The following is a 19,328-nucleotide window of genomic DNA, read 5'->3' as shown; positions in this document are numbered from 1 at the left end:
TTTCAAAAATCAATATATACAAAAATAATTGGCTATGTATATTTTTCATATAAAAAAAGCTTGGTGTTGAACCAAGCTTTTTTATGTGTAAAAACAATGAGTTTATGAACGCAATGGTAAGCTAAATTAGCTACGATGTTCAAATGCCAGTGCTTTACGCTCAATCAGACGCATAATTAACGTCAGAATCGCGTTTACCACAAGATAGATAATCCCTGCCGCGACGAACGCCATAACATCCCATGTTTGCCCAAATACTTGGCTACTGTAGCCCATAATATCCAGCATCGTAATGGTACTGGCGAGAGAGGTACTTTTGAAAATCAGTACCACTTCGTTGGAATAGGATGAAAGTGAACGTTTAAACGCATAAGGGAGAATAATCCGCATGGTTTGCAGCTTATTCATACCCAACGCTTGGCAAGATTGCCACTGACCCGACGGAATGGCTTTTACCGCTCCATGGAATAACAGCGTGGAATAGGCTGCGCTGTTTAATGCTAATGCCACCATCGCACAAACCCATGGCGTCGAAATAAATTCCCACAGCATTGGGTAATCTTGCAGTGACTTAAATTGGCTCGGGCCATTATAAATCAAGAAAAACTGCACCAATAAGGGCGTGCCGGTGAATAGGGTGATATACACCTTAACCGCTTGTGAAATGACGGGAGTTTTGAGGGATAAGATCAGCGTAAAGAAGATGGCTAAGATAAAAGCCACCAATAATGCACTGAAGGTCAGTGACAAGCTGGTCGGTAATCCCGGTAATATTTGTAGAATTAAATCGATCATTTCGCATCACTCCGTTCAAAACGTGTGGTGCGCAGTTCAATACGTTTTAGCACCAATTGGCTTAATAGGGTGATAGCAAGGTAAATCAGTCCCACAATGGCGTACCAAGTAAACGGTTCATGGGTACGGTTCACAATGGTTTTGGTCTGTAGCATTAAGTCGTTGACGCTAATTAAGGAGACTAACGCGGTATCTTTGAGTAACACTAGCCATTGGTTACCTAAGCCCGGCAGGGCATGACGCCACATTTGCGGCATGATATAGCGAAAGAAAATGGTACGTTTGCTTAATCCAAGAGCCAATCCCGCTTCCCATTGACCATAAGGCACCGCTTTCAAGGCACCACGCAAGGTCTGTGAGGCGTAAGAAGCATATAACAGTGCAAGCGCAACCACACCACAGAAGAATGGCGTGTAGTCAAATTCGCCGCTGTCAGCAAAGAAAATGCTCGGATCAATTTGGAATGTACCTTGCCAGAAACCTAAGTTAATGGCGATACCATCACCTAACAGGTTAATGAGCTGGAGCGTTCCAAAATAGACAAACAGCACCACCAGTAGTTCAGGTAAACCACGGATCAGCGTGACCCAGCAGGTTCCTAAAAAGGCGAGAGGTTTGAACCGAACAGATTCCCATGCGGTAAATAGCATTGCGAGAACCAATCCAAGGACTAGCGCTAAAACGGCAAGGCCGACGGTAATACCGGCGGCACTTGCTAAAAAGAATAAATCATTCATTAATTATATCGACTACTGTTGAAACCATTTTTTATGGATAGCATCGTAGGTGCCATCGGCTTTAACTTCAGATAAGGCTTTGTTCATCTTATCAAGCAACTCTTTGTTGCCTTTACGAACCGCGATACCTAAACCAATACCAAAGTATTGTGGATCGGTCACTTTGTCGCCCACAGCCGCTAAGTTTTCATTACCTTTCGCTTTTAACCACTCATCAGCAACGGCAGTGTCACCGAAGACCGCATTAATACGACCGTTTTGCAGATCTAAAATGGCAGATTGGTAGTTATCATATGGGACAACCGTCATATCTTTATGTTGTTCCAGAATGTATTTCTGGTGTGTGGTACCGTTTTGTACCCCGATTTTTTTACCTTTTAACTGGTCAACAGCAGTAACTTTATCTTTTACTGCAATAAATTCAGCGGAGTTCGGATAGTAAGTTTCGGTGAAATCCACTTGTTGTTGACGCTCAGGGGTAATATCGATACCCGCCATTAACGCTTCAAAGCGACGGAATTTCAGGCTTGGGATTAAGCTATCAAAAGATTGGTGCGTGAATGTGCAGGTTGCATTCATTTTTTCACACATTGCATTTGCCAGATCCACGTCAAAACCTACGATTTGGTTGTTTTTATCAAACATTTCAAATGGGGCATAAGTGGCTTCAGTTGCAAAACGGATAGTCTCTTTTTCCGCCGCCGCCGCAGATAGGGTTACAGCGCCTAATAATGTAGCTAATAATAATTTTTTCATTGCTTAATCCTATATCTATTAGTGGGACAGAATCTATTAATGGGATAGATAATTTGCAAATGCTTCGGTTTGAGGTGCAGCGAAGTGGCTAGCATCTCCTTGCTCTACAATATGACCGTTTTCCATATAGACCACACGGCTTGCGGTTTTACGGGCAATTTCAACTTCATGGGTCACGATAACCTGGGTGATCCCCGTTGCTGAAAGTTCACGAATAATGTCCACCACTTGCGCTGTGATTTCAGGGTCAAGTGCGGCTGTTGGCTCATCAAATAACAGAACTTGTGGTTCCATCATTAAGGCGCGAGCAATCGCGACACGCTGTTGTTGGCCGCCGGATAAATGCAGGGGATAGCGGTCAGCAAATTGCGATAAACGTAAACGCTCTAATAGCTTAGCGGCTTTTTCTTGGGCTTGCTGTTTGGATAACTTCAAAACGCGGCATGGCGCTTCAATTAGGTTATCCATCACACTTAAGTGAGGCCAAAGATTATATTGCTGGAAAACCATGCCTACGTTTTGGCGCAGATCGCGAATAGCTTTCGCATCTGGTGCTTTGGCAAAATCAAAAGTATGGTTGGCAACATTGAGTTGACCTGAACGTGGCATTTCTAGCAGGTTCAGTACGCGCAGTAAGGAGCTTTTCCCTGCGCCGCTTGGCCCGAGTAATACCATGGTTTCACCAGCAGAGCACTCTAAGTTGATATCAAAGAGTGCCTGATGGTTACCGTAGAAACAGTTTATGTTTTTTAATTGAATGCTCATGCTTACCAATAATATCTAAATTAACTACCCGCGATATTAATCCTGTAAGCATATTTATGCAATGTTTTATGCATAAAAATTTGGTTTTTTACGCTAAATTTATTCTGGCTTATTGGAGCTATCTTCCGCTATCGGCGCTGTCACAAGCTTTTTGTCCCGTTGAATCGCCAATTCACTAATACGCTTAGCCATTCCTTTAAAGATGAACAAATGAGCTGGCATCATCGCAAACCAATAGAGTAATCCGCTGAAACCCGCTGGGTGCCACCATGCACGAACATCAATTGAACGTAGATTTCCACTATCATGAATAGTGAAAGTCAATCGACCTAAACCGGGTGCTTTCATACCAAAAAGCAAGCTAAGTTGCTTATTTGGCTCCATATTAATGACTCGCCAGCCATCAACTTCATCACCAACCTGTAAGGTGTCACGATCAGGTCTGCCATATTTGACTTTATTCAACATCATATCGTCCATAATGGCGCGTGTTTTCCAAAGGATATTGGCGTAAAAATAACCTTCTTTTCCACCAATTTGCTGGACGGTATGCCAGAGCGATTCTGTGGTTGCAGTGGTACTAAAAGTAAAGCCCGCTTGTTTAGGGTAGTAGCCGTAACCCGGTCTCCAGCGTTTTCTTACCTCAGGATCGTAACCCCAATCTGAGTTATCAATGGCGCTGGCTTCTTCCGCTAATGTGGTTCTGACCGCGTCATCAAATGAAATCAGCGTTTGCGGGATAAGTTCGCGAATGAGTTTATCGTCCGCAGGCAGGTCGTGTTGTAAGCCTTGGATCAACTCTTTGGCAATCGTGGGCGGCACAGAAGTTATCAAACTAATAAAGTGCACGGAGATCATACTGACAGGGATCGGAATTGGAATTAACAAACGGCGCTTTCCAGAGACTTTAATAAAGCGTTTGAAGAGCTCTTGGTAGCTTATGTATTCAGGGCCACCCGCATCTAATACTCGGCTTTCTGTAACGGGGAGTTGGGCTAATTGCGTGAGGTAATACAGGATATTTTCAAGGGCAATTGGGGATGACTTTGAACGAACCCAACGCGGCGGCGTCAAAATGGCGAGGTTATACACCATATCCCGCATAATTTCGAAGGCCGCAGAGCCTGAACCAACGATAATGGATGCGCGGATCTCAGTCACAGGAATACCACTTTCGCGCAGAATTTCCCCTGTTAAGCGTCTGGCAATTAAATGCGGGGAATAAGTATGCCCGTGTTGCAGTGCGCTGAGATAAATCACCTGCTTGACGTTAGAGCCTTGCAGTGCATTTTGTACATTGCGCGCCGCTTCACGTTCACGTTCAATAAGGTTGGCTTGATCCGCCATGCTATGAACGAGGAAGTAAACAATATCCACCTCATCCATGATATTTTTCAGGGTTTCAGGCTGGTGTAAATCCACATAGATACAGCGAGTATCTGACCAACCTTGAGACAGCATCCAGTCTACACGTCGGGCAGCAGCAGTGACTTCATGACCTTCTTCCAATAATTTAGGAATTAAATTTTGCCCAATATAGCCACTGGCGCCTAGTACTAAAACTCGTTGTTTACCCGTCATGTTAATTTCCTGTGATACCTAAATTAACGGCTATTGTGACTGAAATTCTACTTATGTAAAGAAGGCCATAAGGATTGGCGTAATTAGACTTAAAACGAAGCCATGAACGATAGCGGCGGGGACAATCGACACGCCACCACTGCGCTGCAATACCGGTAAAGTAAAGTCCATAGACGTAGAGCCACAAATGCCCAATGCAGTAGAGCGATAGCGATTAATAATTAACGGAATCAACATGATGGCAGTCAATTCGCGCAATAGGTCATTAAAAAATGCAGCGCTGCCCATCACGGGGCCATAGGCATCGGTAATTAAGATACCGGTAAGTGAATACCAACCGAATCCAGAGGCGATAGCTAACCCCATTTTGATAGGAAGGCCAAGGAAAAAGGCTGCGGCTGCCCCACCGATAAGGGCGCTCACTCCCATGACTAAGGCAATAGTGGTTCCTCGGCGGTTAATTAAAATTTGTCGAATATGCATTCCACTATTACGCAGTTGTACCCCAACCAGTAACAGCAGCAACATTAGCGCCACTTGGCTGCCTTTATCCGCATAATGTAAGAATTTAAATCCAGTTAATCCCACCAAAAAGCCAATGAGCAAGACACCACACAGTTGCAAGGATTCAAACACCATTTTGATACGTGAAGGGGGCTTTTCTTGCTTGTGCTGTGGGACTTTCCACGGATCAAGTTTATCCAGGAGAATTAAAGAAAGCGCATTGAGGCCAAAAATGCAGGCGAAGAAGGTCAGGGCATAAATTAAGATGGACACTAAATGTGCGCTGAGGTTTTCAAGCAAAGCAAGGGTAATACCCATTAAAAATAAAATGACGTACACCATCGAATTTAAAGACTGATGAACTCGATGAAGCACATTTTTATTTTTTATGGGTATCAAGTAACCCAGAAACAGAGGTAAAAGAATAATCAGCAAGCCAGAATACATGTTAGTGCCCTTTTATTTCATTTTGTTTTACTGCATTAACTACACTAATTTATGCAAATATAAACTTATGCCAATATAAACAACAGATTATATTTAAATATTCATGAACATTGCTATCGAAACATGAATAAATTTAGCCTGTGATGCTAAATATCACGCAGGTGATAAATATTTTTCAATGGCTGATTAACTAAAAATAGGAGAAAAATGCTGGAAAATAAAGCATAAACATCCTATATCACCAAATAAATAAGCTCAATACAGGGACATGTATCGTAACGTGTTTTTTTTGTACTATGTTGACTCGTATAGTAATTAATCGGCTTAATGAGTAAGCTTTTATTTGCGATAGTTCAGGTTGTTTCACGGATCCTTGAGCGGTCAGGATGTTACAATCAAACTCAGTTTTCGATAGCAAGGAGAGAGATATGTATCTGGAACGTGTGGAAATATACGGATTTAGAGGGATCAACCGACTTTCTTTAGAACTCAATAATAATACCGTTCTGATCGGAGAAAACTCATGGGGTAAATCCAGTTTACTCGATGCTTTAGATATTTTGCTCTCTCCCGAACATCGCGAATACCAATTCACAGCTAATGATTTTCACCATCCAACAGGGGATGATGAAACACGTTTTCGTACTTTGCAGATTGTCTTAAAGTTCTGTGAGAGTCGCCCGGGTCGCCATCATTCATATCGTTTCCAAAATCTTGCTTCTGTTTGGGTTGATAATGGAGATGACTTAAAACATATTTTATTCCGAGTGAGTGCGGAACTAAAAGACGATAACAGTGTTGCGGTAGATAAATGCTTCTTAAATTCTGGGGGAAATAAGTTATCCCTCGATAATGTGGGTAAGTATATTAAAGAAATTGTCCGTTTATATCCCGTAATCCGCTTACGAGATGCGCGTTTCTTAAATAGTATAAACCCCGAGACGATAGTCAGCGGAAGTAACAATTTCCGTGAAAACTTTAATCATCAGATTAAAGAATTGACCATGGCGCTGGTGAATAATCCGGAACGCTTAAGTGATAATGATCTTGAAGATGGGGTGGACGCGATGCAGCAATTGCTGAGCCACTACTTTTCAGGGAAAAGTGGTCATATGGTGAAAACGGATAATCCAATGATTAGTATCGAGCCTCGTAAGCGAGGTTGGCAGGCATTGGATAATATTAACCGATTAATTGCGAAGCCGAACCAGCGTAATATTCGTCTGATTATCCTAGGGATGTTTTCGTCATTACTGCAATCTAAAGGGAATATTGAGCTGGATAAACATGCTCGCCCAATTATTATTGTGGAAGACCCTGAAACACGGTTACATCCTATTATGTTGTCTATTGCGTGGGGGCTGTTTAGCTTGTTCTCCTTGCAGCGGATCACCACAACCAATTCTGGCGATTTACTTTCCCAAGCGCCAATTGATAGCTTATGCCGACTCGTTCGTGATACGAATAAAGTATCTGCGTATCGTTTGAACCCGCAGGATTTAAGTGCTGAAGAGCTACGTAAAATCTCTTTCCATATTCGTTTTAATCGACCTTCCGCATTATTTGCCCGTTGTTGGCTACTGGTTGAGGGAGAAACGGAAATTTGGCTAATGAGTGAATTTGCGAGGCAGTGTAATTATTTCTTCGAAACAGAAGGAATTAAGGTAATTGCCTTTGCACAAAGTGGCTTAAAACCGTTATTAAAATTTGCCAATAAAATGGGCATTGAATGGCATGTATTAACTGATGGGGATGAAGCAGGGCGAAAATATGCCGCAACAGCGACGCATTATGCCAACAAAATTAATTCGCCAGATAGAGATCGGTTAACCATGTTACCAGCACCGGATATGGAACATTTTCTGTATCGCGAAGGGTTTCAAGGTTTGTATCATGAAATTGCAGAAATTCCTGAAAATGCCCGAGTATCCACTCGCCGTGTGATTTTAAAAGCGATTGCACGGACGTCAAAACCAGACTTAGCACTGGCGACCGTAAACCGTGCCGCTGAATTAGGCCCTGAAGCAGTACCATCGGCTCTGAGAAATATGTTCTCAAGAGTCGCATGGTTGGCGCGCGGTAAGGCGTATTGATATAAATTGCAGTTAATCTTAAATCTGTTTAGTGAAGAGTGATAATTATTCAGCTATCTTATTTTCAAGAGAGGGGCGGCCCTCTGATTGAAAATAGGAATAGAGTTAATGAAGGCAGTATCAAGAAAAAAATGGATTTATGGCATATTTGTCCTACTCGCGGCGCTGGTGACCGCATGGTTTTTTCTTGGTAACCAGCAGCCAGAGAGCTACCAAACAGTTGATGTGACTCGTGGTGACCTCGATAAGCGGGTTATGGCGACGGGTAAATTAGATGCTGTGCGTAAAGTGGATGTGGGGGCGCAGGTTAGCGGCCAGCTACAAACACTGTATGTCAAAGAAGGTGATACCGTTAAAAAAGGCGATCTGCTCGCCGTTATTGATCCGCAAAAAGCGCAAAACGAAGTCACTGAATCTCAAGAAACTATTCATGAGTTAGAATCCAATTTGGCATTGGCTCAGGCTGAACTAAAGCTTTCGCAAGTGACTTACCAACGTCATTTAAGCCTATCAAAAGTGCAAGCGGTGGCTCAGCAAGAGCTGGATAAAGCCAGAACTGATGTGGAAGTGAATAAAGCGAAAGTGGCTACGTATCAGTCGCAGATTAAACGTAATCGTGCCTCTTTAGATACCGCAAAAACGAATCTGAAATACACCCAAATTACAGCACCAATGGATGGTATTGTGACGTTTATCAAGACATTACAAGGGCAAACGGTGATTGCCGCTCAAGAGGCACCAACGATTTTGACGCTAGCTGATTTGGATACGATGTTGGTTAAAGCGGAAGTTTCCGAAGCGGATGTTATCTACCTCGAACCGGGACAAAGTGCGTCTTTTACCGTGTTAGGTGCCCCAGATAAAAAATTCGCGGGAAAACTGAAAGATATCCTCCCGACCCCTGAAAAAATTAACGATGCAATTTTCTACTATGCACGTTTTGAAGTGCCAAACCCTCAACATCTTTTAAAGCTACAAATGACCGCACAGGTGGTGATTGAGCTTGAATCCCATAAAAATGTGCTGCTCCTTCCATTATTGGCGTTAGGAAACGAAGTCACTCCACAAGTCTATGAAGTGGAAGTCTTGAATGACGGGATCCCGCAAAAGAGAAACGTTGAAATTGGCAGCCGCAATGATGTCTCTGTGGAAGTGATTAGCGGGTTAAAGGAAGGGGATAAGGTCATCGTCGGTCGCAGCAGCGAGACGGAATCGTAATGATGACGACTTTACTTGAGCTGCATAACATTACGCGGCGCTATCCTGCGGGTGAACAGGAGATCACGGTACTCAAAGATGTTTCGCTGAAAATAAATGCCGGTGAAATGGTGGCGATTATTGGGGCATCGGGGTCGGGAAAATCGACGCTGATGAATATTTTGGGATGCTTGGATAAACCCTCATCAGGGGAATATTTCGTTGCAGGGCAAAATATTGCGACCTTAGATAATGACCAGTTGGCACAATTACGACGTGAACATTTTGGTTTTATCTTTCAGCGTTACCATTTACTGAGCCATTTGAGTGCTGAGCAAAATGTCGAAATCCCCGCTATTTATGCGGGAGCAGGCAAGTCTCAGCGCCAGGAACGAGCGGAACAATTACTTCAGCGTTTAGGCTTAGGTGAGCGAGTCAATTATCGCCCAAGCCAATTATCGGGTGGACAGCAACAAAGAGTCAGTATTGCTCGCGCTCTGATGAATGGTGGACAGGTTATTTTGGCGGATGAGCCGACGGGTGCGCTGGATAGCCATTCGGGGGAAGAGGTCATGAAGATCTTAAAAGATCTTTGTGCCCAAGGGCATACGGTGATCATCGTTACCCATGACCCGAAAGTCGCGCAACAAGCAGAGCGGATCGTTGAAATCAAAGATGGCGAAATCATCAATGATTCTGGTGTGCTAGCAATGAAGAAAGTGGAGTTTCCGGCAAAAGTTGCGATGAAGAAAAATCCATTAGGGCAATGGATTAGTCGATTCAGTGAAGCCTTACTAATGGCGTGGCGCGCGATGGTGGTGAATAAAATGCGCACCTTGCTGACCATGCTGGGAATTGTGATTGGGATTGCCTCAGTGGTATCCATCATGGTGATTGGTGATGCGGCCAAAGGGATGGTATTGAATGATATTAAATCGATTGGTACCAATACAATTTCGGTGTATCCCGGAAAAGATTTTGGTAGTGATGACCCAGAAAATCGACAAGCGTTGAAAGCCTCTGATATTTCTGCCATTGCTCAGCAGCCTTATGTTCAGTCGGTGACGGGTTCCATTGATACCTCTGCTCGATTACGTAAAGGTAATTTAGATGCGGTGGCTCGAGTCGCAGGAGTGGGGGTAGGTTATTTCCAAGTTTATGGTAATAAATTCGCTGAAGGGATGGGATTTACTCAGGATATGCTTGATCGGCGTGCGCCTGTGGTGGTGATTGACGGTAATACGAAACGACGCTTTTTTCCGAACAAACAGAATGTCGTGGGTGAGATATTGCTTATCGGAAATATGCCCGCGACAGTAATTGGTGTCTTAGGGGAGCAAAAATCAATTTTTGGTTCCAGCAAAAGCCTAGAAGTGTTTTTACCCGATACAACCATTAACAGTAAGCTGATTAATCGTTCTTACTATGACAGTATTGTGGTGAGAGTGAAGGATGGTATTGATGCGAAAGTCGCTGAGCAGCAACTGACCCGCTTGCTGACATTGCGTCACGGTAAGAAGGATATTTTTACCTATAACATTGATACGTTGGTCAAAACAGCGGAAAAAACCACCCAAACTATGCAGCTCTTTTTGACTTTAGTCGCTGTCATTTCGCTTGTGGTTGGGGGGATTGGTGTGATGAATATTATGTTGGTGTCTGTCACGGAAAGAACTCGTGAAATTGGTATTCGTATGGCGGTAGGCGCCCGTACGATGGATGTGATGCAGCAATTTCTTATTGAAGCCGTGTTAGTGTGCCTTATTGGTGGCTTAATGGGAATTGGCTTATCTTATGGCGTCAGTTTGATTGCTCAAATGGCGCTGCCGGGTTGGACATTTGCCTTTGATCCTATTGCACTCGTCAGTGCATTTGCGTGTTCAACGGCGATTGGGATTATTTTTGGTTTCCTACCAGCAAGAAATGCGGCGAGATTAAACCCAATTGACGCATTAGCAAGAGAGTAATTTATCAATTCGTGATTATTTGAAAAGTTGTAGAGGGGATCTCTACAACTTTTTTCTCACCAAATACGCAATTTATTAAATAAAATAATCGGTGAATGGCTGTTTAGGTCGAATATTTTGTGCGATTAACTGCAATGAAAAGATAATTTACTCCATATTGGTGTGTCTAAATCAGAATTATCTATAGCTGATAACTCATTTTATGAAGTTTCTCTAATCAAATGCGGAATTTTTAACCTATTAATTTACAGCTTATTTTGTTTTTACTCCCTCCTATTTCTCCTCCTATTTAAATAACCGATAATAAAAAAGCTATCAAAAAGGTAAATTCTACTTGCGATTTGGTACCGATCGTGGATATTATTCGTCTTGTAGAATAAATGAAACCTAGTTCCATTAAATGGAACTTTAGCGAAAAGCCAAAAATCACAAGTAAAGACTCATACACAGCAGGCATAAAAAATGGCAAATAAAGCAGGTGAAGATTATTCTCTGGCGCGGGTACCGCAAAGTGCTCGTCGACCGTTTTATGAAGTGTTGATCCTCCGTATCGGTTCACTCGCTTGCGTTTCGCAAGTGATGCTAGGTGCAGCGCTTGGTTATGGATTAACGTTTTGGCAGGCGTTTTGGGCCACAATGCTCGGTTCTGTAATTTTACAGGTCGTCAGTTGGGGGCTCGGAGCGGCAGCTTGCCGTGAAGGAATGTCAATCAGTCTACTGTCTCGGTGGTCTGGTTTTGGAAAACTAGGATCCGCATTAATTGGAGGAGCCATTGCTATCTCCTTAATGGGTTGGTTCGGTGTCCAAAATGGTTTCTTCGCGGATGGTATGTATAAAGCGACTAACGTGCTAACACCAGGGACCTGGTCGCTTATTACAGGCATTGCGGTGACAATTATTACGGTATATGGGTATCGCTTTTTATCTATTACCGCGAATATTTCAACACCGCTATTTTTATTCGCACTAGGTTGGGCAACTTATAATTTATTATCGGGACAGGACATTAGTTTATTAATTAATGCCACTGAACCTGCCGGGCCTTTAATGACAATGCCAGCTGCAATTACGATGGTTGCGGGTGGTTTTATCATCTCTGCTGTAACAACACCAGACATCAGCCGCTTTATGCATAAGCCGAAAGATGTGTTCTGGATGACATTGATTGGAACATTCTGTGGCGAGCTTTTCGTCAACATGATTGCGGTATTAATGGCTTTAGCATTACGTACAAGCCAAGTTTTTGATTTGATGATGGCGTTAACTGGGTTGCTAGGTGCATCGATTGTTATCTTCTCAACAATTAAAATGAATGATATCAATCTCTACTCTTCATCACTCGGCTTCTCCACACTGTTGAACGCTATTTTTAATAAGCGTTTTGACCGCCGTTATTTAACATGGATTATTGGTATTTTTGGTACCGTAGCTTCCATGTTAGGCATCTTAGATAACTTTATTAGTTTCTTAATTTATCTTGGTATTTCGATTCCGCCTGTCGCGGGTATTATGGTTGTTGATTATTACTTGTTAAAACGTGACAGAAAAGAGCTGGATATCACCCGAGAACAAGGCATTTTACCAACTCGCTGTGAAGCGTATAACCCTGTGACTTTAGTTGCATGGTGTTGTGCGGTTGTCGTCGGTTGGGGCACCTCTGCTCTGGGGCCTTTTGGTGCAGATATTGGCGTTCCAGCGTTGAACTCTTTACTGGTTGGTGCAGTGGCTTATTGGGTTGGTATGCGCTTATTAGCGGCATTCCGAGGCGAGAAAGGCACTCACTTCCGCCAAGTTTCTCATTTAGATTGAGGACAGATAGATGACCGATAACCAAGTGAAAGTAGCTCTGGCTCAGTTTGATTCTGAACTAGGGAATAAAATAGGTAACTTGCAGCGTATGGCGCAACTGTGCGAGCAGGCGGCATCTCAAGGCGCTAAGTTAATCTGTTTCCCAGAGCTGTCGACAACGGGCTATCGGGGTGATCTACTCTCCACTCAGTTATGGGATCTTAGTGATTTTGATGGCAGTGAAACATACTGCCTATTTAGCCAATTAGCTTCCCGTCTAGATATCACTATTGTGGCGGGATTTGCTGAGCGCGGTGAACGTCTTGGTGAAGTATATAACTCTGTAGGCGTTTGGAATCCGGGTTGTGAGAATATCAGCGGCGTATTTCGTAAAGTACATGCGTTTGGTATTGAAAAGCAGTGGTTCAAAAGCGGGGATACTTTCCCCGTGTTTGATACGCCAATCGGCAAAATTGGTGTGATGATTTGCTACGACATGGGCTTCCCTGAAGTGGCGCGGATCCTCACTCTGCAAGGCGCTGAATTGCTAATTGCACCTTCTGCGTGGTGTATTCAAGACCGAGATATGTGGAATATCAATACAGCGTGTCGTGCTTTAGAGAATGGCACGCATCTTCTAGCGGTGAATCGCTGGGGGCATGAAGAAGATTTACACCTATTTGGTGGCAGTAAAATTATGGGCCCGCGTGGGCAAGTTTTGTGTGAGGCATCTTGCGAACAAGAACAGTTGTTAGTTGGTGAGATTGATTTTCGTCTTCAGGCGCATACGCGTTTAAATGTGCCTTATTTAAGGGATAGAAAGCCTCTGGATTATGGCTTGCTGGTGCAGGAAACTCAGGTATGAGTATTTTAACAAGTGTTGTCGACGTGTATCGCTTATTTTTACGCTCAGGTAATGAGTTAACGGTCACCACGTTGGTCAATGAATTATCGATGCCGAAAAGCTCTGCTTCACGTCTGCTAAAGCAGATGGCAGAACTTGGGTTGCTCGAAAAGAAAAATAACGCGCCGATTTATCGTCCAGGTTTGTTGATTATGGAGATTGCCCACCGAGCTCGTGGCATGAACCATTTAATTGATATGGCGTTAGAAGCGTTAGACAGTTTGACGAAAGATACTGGGTTTACCAGTTATGTCTCTGCGTTAGATGAAGACAAAGTCCGTGTTGTTCATGCCAGAATTGGTAACAGTATGCTGCAAGTGATTACGCAGCCTGGAACGCGTTTACCTATTGGCGGTACATCAACGGGACGCGCATTATTAGCACGATTGCCGATAAGTGAGCGCATAAACTTAATTAATTTAGAGCCTGAAGAGTCTCGAGCCAGTTTAAATGAGCGCATTAGCGTGATCAATGAACGCGGTTGGGAGTTTTCAGTCAATGAGTCAGTTGCCGGTGTCGCCTCTGTATCCAGTACAGTATATGACCCTTCACAAAATACATTATATGCGTTGTGTTTGAGTCTCCCAGAGTCACAAATGACCGATGAGATTATCGTGCAGCTGTCCCAAGATCTTTACCGTAAGGCTTCTTACCTAGGATGTATGGTTGGGGACCCTTACTGGTTAGAGCGTAGTACCAAGTAGTCAAAAAACCTTGTGATATAAAGCAGTATCAGCAGTAAAAGTTCAGTAATGAGTAGTTGCAGTAAATAATAATTAAATACCATTCAAAGTGCGTGAATACGCCTTCATCAGGAAATATACCCTTTGTCTTTAGTTAAGGGGTATTCAGAGTAAGCGGGTGCTCCTTTGGTGCCCGTTTACTCTAAAACTCTAAAAAAAATAATTAGAATTAAAGGAAGTACAATGACTCTAAAGCAAACTTTGTGCGTTTATGAGCTGCTCGATTGTGCGAATGTTAGTGGGCATGATGTTGTTCAGTTGTTCCAGGATTTCCCCGCAGTTCAAGTCATTTCAACGACTGTAGTCGATCAAAAAGGCCAAAGCGATTTCGTCAGAATCACCATTCCAGGCATACAAGGCAAGTCCCAAGGTAAGAATGCACCAACGCTAGGGATCATCGGGCGTTTAGGTGGTTTGGGTGCAAGACCTTCGCGCATTGGGGTTGTTTCTGATGCGGATGGCGCAATTGCTGCCATCACAACGGGATTAAAGTTGGCTCAAATGCAGCAAAGAGGGGACGCATTACAAGGGGATGTGATCATTACAACGCATATCTGCCCAAACGCGCCAACTCGTCCGCATACGCCAGTCGATTTTATGGATTCACCCCTTGAAGACGCTACGATGAATCTTCATGAAGGGATCCCAGAAGCGGATGCCATTTTATCGGTGGATACCACCAAAGGAAATCGCTTAATTAACCATAAAGGTTATGCGCTATCACCGACGGTTAAATCGGGATATATCCTACCTGTTTCTGAGGATCTATTGCGTTTAATGGAGTGGAGTAGCGGACAAAATGCGGTGACTTTCCCGTTATCTATCCAAGATATCACGCCTTATGGCAATGGGCTTCATCACCTCAATAGTATTATGCAGCCAGCGGTTTCAACAACAGTTCCGGTCGTTGGTGTCGCAATTTGCACTGAAACTGTTGTGCCGGGTTGCTCAACGGGAGCTAGCCATGAAGTGGACATTGCCGCGACTGTGAAATTCATGATTGAAGTCGCAAAAGCTTTCGGCGAAGGCCAATGCGCGTTCTATGATGAAGAGCAATATCAGCTATTAACTGAATTGTATGGTGATATGCATCATTTGCAGGCAACGGATGAGTAATAATATTTGTTGCAGACTGTCTTAATTTAGAGTGTTATTAACCTAAAATATCGCTAATTTGAAATAGCCACAGTTAATTATTTACCCCTTAAAAATAATTAACTGTGCTCTATTACCCTAACTTATTCTGCTTTTGCTTCACTACTTTCGATAATTGGAATAATGGCGGTAGCATGAGCGCCTTTAGGTCCATCAATCATAAGCGTGTAGTTGACCTTTTGACCCGCTTTGAGAGTCCGGTAACCATCCATTTGGATTGTGGAATAATGTGCAAATACATCATCTCCGCCATCTTCTGGACAAATAAAACCAAAACCTTTGGCATTATTGAACCACTTAACCGTACCTGTATTCATATTTCCGTCCTTCAAGTTTGCTACTGACTGTTTATATACATGCATAAAATACATATGTATACCAGAAGCGTTTTATCATTACACTTAAATTAAACTAATGTTTTATTTTGATTGATTTTTATTAATTAATCTAATGCATTGTATATATTATGAAATTTTATTTTCGATTTTCTTTATCTGACTAAACATATAAAGATTGGTGTTATGTTGTCGATTGTTTTATAAGCAATTATTTTCTTCCCCAAAACTCCACCAAAATAATTCCCCAAAACATTTAAAAATTTGAAATGTTAAATTACGACAGTTTTCCACTCTTTCCCTCGGTCATCATTGTAGTGGTCGGTCATTGTTTGTGACTTGTGACCAAGTAATCGCTGCGTGTCTAATCCTTGTTCTCTATATACTCTTTCGGAAAGAGATCTCTGTTCATGAAATGTTGGTTCAGCACCTTTCGACCAAGTTATTCCGCATTTATTACGTGCATTTTTAAACGCAGCCGTTAATGAGGTATTTGATATTGCCCCGCCTTTTTTACCTCTAGCAATAGAATGGCGATGGTGAAGTAGGTAAGGGCTAACAACAAGATCCCTACACATGGAGATCACATCACCAAGAGTCATTTCTATGGCATCACACCTCAGCGTTAATGGAATGGCAATTTTTGTCCCTGTTTTTTCTTGCTCAATATGCAGCATTCCATCCCAAACATCAGAGAATTTCATTTTTGTGATATCACCAAGGCGTTGACCTGTAATTAGGGCTAACAGCATCCCATGTTGTAAGTAATGAGGGTGCATAGCTGCTTGTTGATAGATGGCTTTCCATTCATCCAGTGATAAGCGCTCACGCTTCACTTTGCTCCTAGGTTTCTTAGTTGCAAGGGCAGGGTTATAACCAGGAGGAACATGGCCGACATGCTGGGCTTCTTTAAAAACATCAACAATCACGGATCTGACTACTTGAGCCATTCGATTATGTCCAAGCGCTTTTACTTCGTCTGTAATTTTAACAACCTCAAGCGCGGTTATATCTTTTAAGGACATCATCCCGCAGTGCTGTTTAAATAAATTTAGCGGCTTAATTTTTTGCTTGTATGAGTTTAGTTTTAATTCGTCTTGGTCCATGCGTTCTTGCTGTATTTCTAAATATTTATCAATCCAATTAGACACGCTAATGCCGATCTTCTTATTTTTAATATTCGAAAGCCGGTCATTGATGCTGAGTATTTGCTTTGTTTGCTGTTCAGCTATGATCACATTTGCTTGAGTAGCTACTTGTTCTGCTTCCTCGGCGTCCGTGCCGAGGCTATGAAACTTACCAGTTAACGGGTGTTTATATTGCCAATAAACCTTTCCGTTTCGTTTATCTAATTTCCGATACAAATTTGGAATAGTGATTTTATGAGCGCGGGGTCTAGCTGCCATCAGATAATATCCTTTGAAGTTTATCGTTTGAGCAATTCGGTAATTGAGGTTTTGAAACAATACCCACCCAGCGGGAATCACGATCGACCATCCATTTTTTACCAACTTTTAAGGCTGGTGGTACCATCATGTTCGCTTTCGCATACTTCAATAACACTTGCTTGCTGGGCGCATCATCACCGAATTCCAGTTTTGCCCATGCTTCTAGAGATACCATTCTAGACATAATTACCTCCACATCTGCCGCATACAGATTTAATAGTTCAACCACAGACACTCGGTACGCTTTACTGAACCTGCGTGGCCATTTGCTGCAGTTGTCTTTACTTCTTTTCGCCAGCTCGAGAGTTGGCCGTTATATAGATCGTTGTCATAACCACAAATAATAACTTTCCCTTGAAGCTGGCCAGCGACTGTAATTAATTGCTGGTGGCCCCATTCATCCATTTCATACCGATATGTTTCGCTTCTCATGCTCCTTGTTTCATGTAGATAAGGCGGATCAATAAAATGTAAGGTGCTGGTGGTATCATGGTCTTTCATGCATTGAACAGCATCACGATTTTCAATTAATACCCCTTGCAATCTATCAACTACAGCGAGTAGGTTTTCAGGTGCACGTGTCCATATTTTTTGTGCTGTCGCGGAATTACGTTTAGTGTCTAATCTAAAACCGGTTTTACCTTTCGTTGCACCGGCGCTACCAAACCCCATAGTGGCGCGAACAATAGTTTTACGTGCTCGCTCAATAGAGCAATCAGAAACCTCATAAGCACAATTAAATTCAGTTCGTGAGTAGGGCGTTAATAAGCAAGCATCGATAAGTTTTTCAGCCTGATCTTTATCACGTAGAACGCGAAACAGATTCACTATTTCATCATCCAAATCGTTATAAACTTCAGCTTCCGATCGAGGTTTACGCAAAAGAACTGACGCAGCCCCGCCAAATGGCTCAACATAACAACGATGATCTGGAAAGTGACTAATCACCCAAGGGGCAAGTCGATACTTGCCGCCATGGTAGCGAATGAGTGGGTGCTTAATGGTTGCCATTATTAATTTTCCTTCATTGCATCCCTGCGAGTTAAATTAGAACTGCTTGCCGCCTTCTTTTGCTCTGTTTTCACGTTTATGGTCAGCACGATGTTTGTTGTATTCGAGCTTTTCAGTGATGGCGCTTTCAATGTCATAGCCGAACGCATGTGCGTAATCCAAAATACGAATAACAGCATCAGCAAGTTCAACTTCAGCCATCCTTCGATGTGGCAAATGGTCGTCCATTAAATCCTTGCGCTCACCTTCCATCGCTTCGCTGATTTCAGAGTGAATAAGGCAGAGTAGCGTCCCTTTTTCACGTGGGTTGTCCCACCATCCAGCATCTTTATTTTGCTTATGAATTTGTTGCTGTAATTGCTTAATGCTCATATCGCTATCCTCAAACAACAATTCTGTAAACTGAATTAACTGTCTGGATATATCCATCAGCAAGATAGGTATCAATATTGATTACTGGAGATGTTGTAATTCGATACCCATTAGGAAAGCGTCTTTTTTTATCAGAATAAACTTTCCCGGATGCACGATTTTCATGTATCTCTTCCAGTTCCAAATCGGCATCAAATTCGGGTTTAATAGACATAATTAAATACCTTTGCTTGCTTCAATAGAGTTATAGGCAGACTTCATTTCTTGATAAAGTTTATTGCTATTGCGATCTTTATAGAGCTCGCTCCATTTATCCCAGTTGTCCACTACAGCAGACCATTGTGGTGAACATGCTTTCATTTTATGTAATTCACTTTCTAGTTCAGGCACCGCTTCCAGTAATCGAATACAGCGACCAAAATCAGACGGATCCCAAGGATAGTTATGAGAAACACTAAACTGACCTGAAAGAATAGAAGCCATGTATTTTGAACTAGCCCCAGTATCATCACTCGATAACCAAGCGGTAAGGCCCATGCCACTGGATGTTTTAACAATAGGTTTTCTGAATTCATCACAAATCAAATTAGCAGCATTAATAATGGCATTCATATAACGAGGTTCTGAAGGGGTGCCGGGTATTTGTTTTTCTATTTCAGTAGATATAGCGGAAATTAATCCAATTTGGTTAAGTTGCATATTAATACTCCACAAAATTTAGATAATAAGA

At 42.6% G+C, this 19,328-nt stretch carries 16 protein-coding genes and 4 pseudogenes; 7 read left to right on the top strand and 13 right to left on the bottom strand.

From position 1 onward, the window contains the following. Positions 1 to 126 precede the first annotated feature (126 nt). The 6 genes and pseudogenes from artM to GKR74_RS15995 all read right to left on the bottom strand — a co-directional run bounded on the left by artM (position 127) and on the right by GKR74_RS15995 (position 5,585). Complete coding sequence (gene artM / locus GKR74_RS16020) at positions 127 to 795, bottom strand: arginine ABC transporter permease ArtM (protein WP_036951879.1); 669 nt, start codon at positions 793 to 795, stop codon at positions 127 to 129. Next, a pseudogene (gene artQ, locus GKR74_RS16015) lies at positions 783 to 1,532 on the bottom strand (arginine ABC transporter permease ArtQ). Before artQ ends, artM begins: the two are co-directional and overlap by 13 nt. 12 nt (positions 1,533 to 1,544) lie before the next feature. Further along, on the bottom strand, positions 1,545 to 2,288 hold the full coding sequence (artJ, locus tag GKR74_RS16010; protein WP_132494435.1) for an arginine ABC transporter substrate-binding protein: 744 nt from the start codon (positions 2,286 to 2,288) through the stop codon (positions 1,545 to 1,547). A gap of 36 nt (positions 2,289 to 2,324) precedes the next feature. Beyond that, entirely contained in the window at positions 2,325 to 3,053 is a 729-nt protein-coding gene (gene artP, locus GKR74_RS16005; RefSeq protein ID WP_154604327.1) for an arginine ABC transporter ATP-binding protein ArtP, read from the bottom strand. Positions 3,054 to 3,152: 99 nt separating this feature from the next. Beyond that, on the bottom strand, positions 3,153 to 4,634 hold the full coding sequence (locus GKR74_RS16000) for a DUF2867 domain-containing protein (protein ID WP_154604326.1): 1,482 nt from the start codon (positions 4,632 to 4,634) through the stop codon (positions 3,153 to 3,155). 51 nt (positions 4,635 to 4,685) lie between these two features. Next, on the bottom strand, positions 4,686 to 5,585 hold the full coding sequence (locus GKR74_RS15995; protein WP_036951864.1) for a lysine exporter LysO family protein: 900 nt from the start codon (positions 5,583 to 5,585) through the stop codon (positions 4,686 to 4,688). Between the two features lie 428 nt (positions 5,586 to 6,013). On the opposite strand from GKR74_RS15995, the pseudogene GKR74_RS15990 reads away from it, so the two are divergent. The 7 genes and pseudogenes from GKR74_RS15990 (at position 6,014) to GKR74_RS15960 (ending at position 15,393) form a co-directional block, all read left to right on the top strand. Further along, a pseudogene (locus GKR74_RS15990) lies at positions 6,014 to 7,723 on the top strand (DUF2813 domain-containing protein). 63 nt (positions 7,724 to 7,786) lie between these two features. Continuing rightward, the gene (gene macA, locus GKR74_RS15985; RefSeq protein ID WP_154604324.1) at positions 7,787 to 8,896 is read left to right on the top strand and encodes a macrolide transporter subunit MacA; all 1,110 of its coding nucleotides are present in this window, start codon (positions 7,787 to 7,789) and stop codon (positions 8,894 to 8,896) included. A gap of 2 nt (positions 8,897 to 8,898) precedes the next feature. Continuing rightward, the gene (gene macB / locus GKR74_RS15980; protein ID WP_154604453.1) at positions 8,899 to 10,842 is read left to right on the top strand and encodes a macrolide ABC transporter ATP-binding protein/permease MacB; all 1,944 of its coding nucleotides are present in this window, start codon (positions 8,899 to 8,901) and stop codon (positions 10,840 to 10,842) included. A gap of 462 nt (positions 10,843 to 11,304) precedes the next feature. Then, positions 11,305 to 12,672 (top strand): annotated as a pseudogene (locus GKR74_RS15975) (purine-cytosine permease family protein). Next, positions 12,662 to 13,504 (top strand): annotated as a pseudogene (locus GKR74_RS15970) (nitrilase-related carbon-nitrogen hydrolase). The pseudogenes GKR74_RS15975 and GKR74_RS15970 overlap by 11 nt, the downstream one beginning before the upstream one ends. Continuing rightward, positions 13,492 to 14,238, top strand: coding sequence for an IclR family transcriptional regulator (locus GKR74_RS15965; protein ID WP_154604321.1), 747 nt, complete (start codon positions 13,492 to 13,494; stop codon positions 14,236 to 14,238). Before GKR74_RS15970 ends, GKR74_RS15965 begins: the two are co-directional and overlap by 13 nt. Before the next feature lie 222 nt (positions 14,239 to 14,460). After that, a complete protein-coding gene (locus GKR74_RS15960) occupies positions 14,461 to 15,393 on the top strand; it encodes a DUF1177 domain-containing protein (RefSeq protein WP_154604320.1) in 933 nt (310 codons plus the stop codon). A gap of 122 nt (positions 15,394 to 15,515) precedes the next feature. Here the strand turns inward: GKR74_RS15960 and cspD are convergent, their stop codons facing one another. The 7 genes from cspD to GKR74_RS15925 all read right to left on the bottom strand — a co-directional run bounded on the left by cspD (position 15,516) and on the right by GKR74_RS15925 (position 19,297). After that, the gene (gene cspD, locus GKR74_RS15955) at positions 15,516 to 15,749 is read right to left on the bottom strand and encodes a cold shock domain-containing protein CspD (RefSeq protein ID WP_154604319.1); all 234 of its coding nucleotides are present in this window, start codon (positions 15,747 to 15,749) and stop codon (positions 15,516 to 15,518) included. A 290-nt stretch (positions 15,750 to 16,039) separates the two neighbouring features. Next, positions 16,040 to 17,173: a site-specific integrase gene (locus GKR74_RS15950; protein ID WP_154604318.1), complete on the bottom strand. Its 1,134-nt coding sequence runs from the start codon at positions 17,171 to 17,173 to the stop codon at positions 16,040 to 16,042. After that, positions 17,163 to 17,399 (bottom strand): hypothetical protein, encoded by a 237-nt coding sequence (locus GKR74_RS15945; RefSeq protein ID WP_006662242.1) that lies wholly within the window; start codon positions 17,397 to 17,399, stop codon positions 17,163 to 17,165. Before GKR74_RS15945 ends, GKR74_RS15950 begins: the two co-directional genes overlap by 11 nt. 29 nt (positions 17,400 to 17,428) lie before the next feature. Next, positions 17,429 to 18,226 (bottom strand): DNA adenine methylase, encoded by a 798-nt coding sequence (locus GKR74_RS15940; protein ID WP_154604317.1) that lies wholly within the window; start codon positions 18,224 to 18,226, stop codon positions 17,429 to 17,431. A gap of 36 nt (positions 18,227 to 18,262) precedes the next feature. Continuing rightward, the gene (locus GKR74_RS15935) at positions 18,263 to 18,598 is read right to left on the bottom strand and encodes a hypothetical protein (protein WP_154604316.1); all 336 of its coding nucleotides are present in this window, start codon (positions 18,596 to 18,598) and stop codon (positions 18,263 to 18,265) included. 10 nt (positions 18,599 to 18,608) lie between these two features. Further along, the gene (locus GKR74_RS15930) at positions 18,609 to 18,812 is read right to left on the bottom strand and encodes a hypothetical protein (RefSeq protein ID WP_230086469.1); all 204 of its coding nucleotides are present in this window, start codon (positions 18,810 to 18,812) and stop codon (positions 18,609 to 18,611) included. A gap of 2 nt (positions 18,813 to 18,814) precedes the next feature. Beyond that, entirely contained in the window at positions 18,815 to 19,297 is a 483-nt protein-coding gene (locus GKR74_RS15925; protein WP_154604315.1) for a hypothetical protein, read from the bottom strand. Between the last annotated feature and the right edge of the window lie 31 nt (positions 19,298 to 19,328).

This window comes from Providencia sp. wls1914 (assembly GCF_009706645.1).
Taxonomy (GTDB): domain Bacteria; phylum Pseudomonadota; class Gammaproteobacteria; order Enterobacterales; family Enterobacteriaceae; genus Providencia; species Providencia zhijiangensis.
This window is presented reverse-complemented; position numbering and strand designations above follow the sequence as displayed.